General features: G+C 66.0%; 3 protein-coding genes. All 3 read left to right on the top strand.

Going from position 1 to position 2,707, the window contains the following annotated elements; genetic code table 11:
• The first annotated feature begins 316 nt into the window (after window positions 1-316).
• The 3 genes from FJ471_RS34365 to FJ471_RS34355 all read left to right on the top strand — a co-directional run bounded on the left by FJ471_RS34365 (window position 317) and on the right by FJ471_RS34355 (window position 2,608).
• The gene (locus FJ471_RS34365; protein ID WP_140811356.1) at window positions 317-1,423 is read left to right on the top strand and encodes a TadE/TadG family type IV pilus assembly protein; all 1,107 of its coding nucleotides are present in this window, start codon (window positions 317-319) and stop codon (window positions 1,421-1,423) included.
• Window positions 1,424-1,537: 114 nt separating this feature from the next.
• Window positions 1,538-2,251 carry a DUF1223 domain-containing protein gene (locus tag FJ471_RS34360; RefSeq protein WP_140811348.1) on the top strand — a complete coding sequence of 238 codons (714 nt, stop codon included), beginning with the start codon at window positions 1,538-1,540 and terminating at the stop codon, window positions 2,249-2,251.
• A gap of 84 nt (window positions 2,252-2,335) precedes the next feature.
• Window positions 2,336-2,608 (top strand): hypothetical protein, encoded by a 273-nt coding sequence (locus tag FJ471_RS34355; RefSeq protein ID WP_140811341.1) that lies wholly within the window; start codon window positions 2,336-2,338, stop codon window positions 2,606-2,608.
• Window positions 2,609-2,707 lie beyond the last annotated feature (99 nt).

The following is a 2,707-nucleotide window of genomic DNA, read 5'->3' as shown; positions in this document are numbered from 1 at the left end:
ATCTCCCCCCTTGCGGGGGAGATGTCCGGCAGGACAGAGAGGGGGGTGACGGATCGCGGCGCTGATCCAATGTTTCTCGGGCTTTTCAACCCAGGCGAATATTCGGGCATGATGCTCTCGCCGGTTGCAATGTCGGCGGGACAGCACCCCTCTCTGCCCTGCCGGGCATCTCCCCCGCAAGGGAGGAGATCGGCTGTACATCACGCGCCGCTCACGAAATATTCAAAACCGCTTAAACATTCATGCACCGCTCTCGCGGATGCTTCTCCTCCGGATGGTAAACTGGCTCGACGCCGCGACGACGAAGGCTCCTGGAATGTCCCGTTTCTTTCGAAAGTTCAGCCCGGCCGCGATTGCCGGAACGGTGAGGCAATTGCTGGCGCGCCGCGACGGCTCGATCATGCCGATGATGGCCATCCTGAGCATTCCGCTGGTGGCGGCGATCGGCTTTTCCGTCGACTACACCTCGGCGGTGACGACCCGAAGCGACATGCAGAACGCGCTGGACGCCGCGATCATCTCGATCACCACGCTGCCGACCACGACAAGCTTCACCGACCGGCAGGCGGCGCTGCAGCAGGCCTATGCGGCGAACATCCAGCAGAGCACGGGCACGGCGACGCTGACCGGGGTCAAGATCGCCGTCGACGGCACGGCGACCTTCACCGCCACGGCGAGCTATCCGATGCCGACCAGCTTCATGCAGATCGCCCGCATCAACACGGTGCAGGTCGGCGTCGGCTCGTCGGTGCGCAAGACGCCGGCGCTGGTGCAGACCACCTTCCGGGTGACGAAGGTGTCGGGCTACTGGGCAAAGACGATGACGCTGTGGGGCACCAAGTTCGGCCAGACCGCCGCCCAGAAGCTGATGACGGTCACCTACACCTATAATGGCTATGGCGACCCGAAAGGCTACGGCACCTCGGTCGTCGACACCGTCGACGGGTCGACCTCGACGACGGTGCAGAAGCAGGTGTGCACCACCGGCACGCTGAAGAGCCTGCAGAAGAGCGTGCCGTCCGGGACGGCCATCCAGACCGACAGCTACGGCACGAGCTACTACTGCGTCGATACGTTCACCCCCGCCAATGGCGCGGGCGCGGTGATCGACGTCAGCCAGATGGACAAGCTTTATCTCGAGATGAAGGTGCCCTCGGGCAATCCGCAGACGCTGCAATCGAACGACCCGACCACCTCGAACCGGCTCTATATCGGCACCAGCCCGACCAACATGCCGGAGGTGGCGACCGGCCAGACCGTCGACATCTTCACCGCCGTGCCCTGCGGCCAGACCGGCTACCAGGCCTGGGAGGACGGCGGCAGCGCCGTCCCGGCGCCGGTCTCCAACGCCGACTTCTTCTACACCGTGCAAGGCAAATGCGACTACAACCAGCGCCCGTCGGAGACGGTGCTGACGCAGTGATGGTTATTCACCCCCTCGAGGGGGAGAGTTCCCAATCACAAACCGGTGAAGCTGTAACGAAGACATCCGCCGCGGCGAAATGGGAGCATGACCCCACAGTGGAGACTGCTTCCCATGACCGGATTGAAGACAAGCCTGATCGCCGGCGCGATGCTTGCCGCCCTGGCCGCCAGCGCAAGCGCGGCCTCCACGCAGCCGCTGACCGTGGTCGAGCTGTTCACCAGCCAGGGCTGCTCGTCCTGCCCGCCGGCCAACGCCAATTTGATCAAGGTCAAGGACCAGCCGGGCGTGCTGGCGCTGTCGTTCAACGTCACCTACTGGGACTATCTCGGCTGGAAGGACACGTTCGGCCGCAAGGAGTTCACCGACCGCCAGGTGACCTACGAGCCGTCGCTCGGCCGTGACGGACCGTTCACGCCGCAAGTGGTGGTGAACGGCAGAAGCGACGGCGTCGGCGCCGCGCCGGGCGAGATCCAGGGCCTGATCGCCAAGAGTCTGATCAACAAAGGGGGTGGCCACCCACAAGGCCCGGAGCTGTCGCTTGGGCAGGGTAAGGTCAGCATCGGCGCCGGCAAGGCGCCGGGCGGCGGCGCCGACATCTGGCTGGTGCGCTACACGCGAGGCGTCGTCGAGGTGCCGGTGGCGCGCGGCGAGAACACCGGGCGAACGCTGCCGCACGCCAATGTCGTGCATGCGCTCACCAAGCTCGGCAGATGGAACGGCGAGGCGACGACGCTGCCGCTGCCGGCGGCGACCGGCGGCTTGAACACCGCGGTGCTGGTGCAAACGCCGGGCGGCGGTCCGATCCTGGCCGCTGCCGCCAACTGATTTTTTCCCCTTCGCGCGGGGCCGCAGGACGCGGCAACGCATAACCCGGCCCGCTTCCGCGCGCCACAACACACGGAGACTATCATGACCAAATACCTGACCCTGCTGGCGCTGGCCTTCGCGCTTTCCGCTTCCGTCTTCGTTGCCGGCGCCCGCGCCGACGACACCACCAACGCCATGAAGCCCGCCAATGCGATGGCGACCGACGCCATGAAGCCGGCGACGGACGCGATGAAGCCGGCGGGCGCCATGAAGCCCGATGCGATGAGCACCCAGGCGATGAAGCCGGCCACGGATGCGATGAAGCCGGCTGATGCGATGAAGCCTGCGACGGACGCTATGAAGCCGGCACAGTAAGTCGGGCAGAACCGCGTAGGGCGGCGCTGCCCCCGCTCCGTCTCGGCGCTACGCGCCGACCCACCTCTCCCCCGCTTTGCGGGGGCGAGGAAACGCTCA

Origin of the sequence: Mesorhizobium sp. B2-7-1 (genome assembly GCF_006440735.1) — a bacterium.
Taxonomy (GTDB): Bacteria; Pseudomonadota; Alphaproteobacteria; order Rhizobiales; family Rhizobiaceae; genus Mesorhizobium.
The sequence above is the reverse complement of the archived record's forward strand: the minus strand, read 5'-3'. Positions and strand labels throughout refer to the sequence as shown.

Coding starts and splice junctions, on each gene's coding strand:
- FJ471_RS34365 (WP_140811356.1), top strand. CDS start 317: ATGTCCCGTTTCTTTCGAAAGTTCAGCCCGGCCGCGATTGCCGGAACG.
- FJ471_RS34355 (WP_140811341.1), top strand. CDS start 2,336: ATGACCAAATACCTGACCCTGCTGGCGCTGGCCTTCGCGCTTTCCGCT.
- FJ471_RS34360 (WP_140811348.1), top strand. CDS start 1,538: ATGACCGGATTGAAGACAAGCCTGATCGCCGGCGCGATGCTTGCCGCC.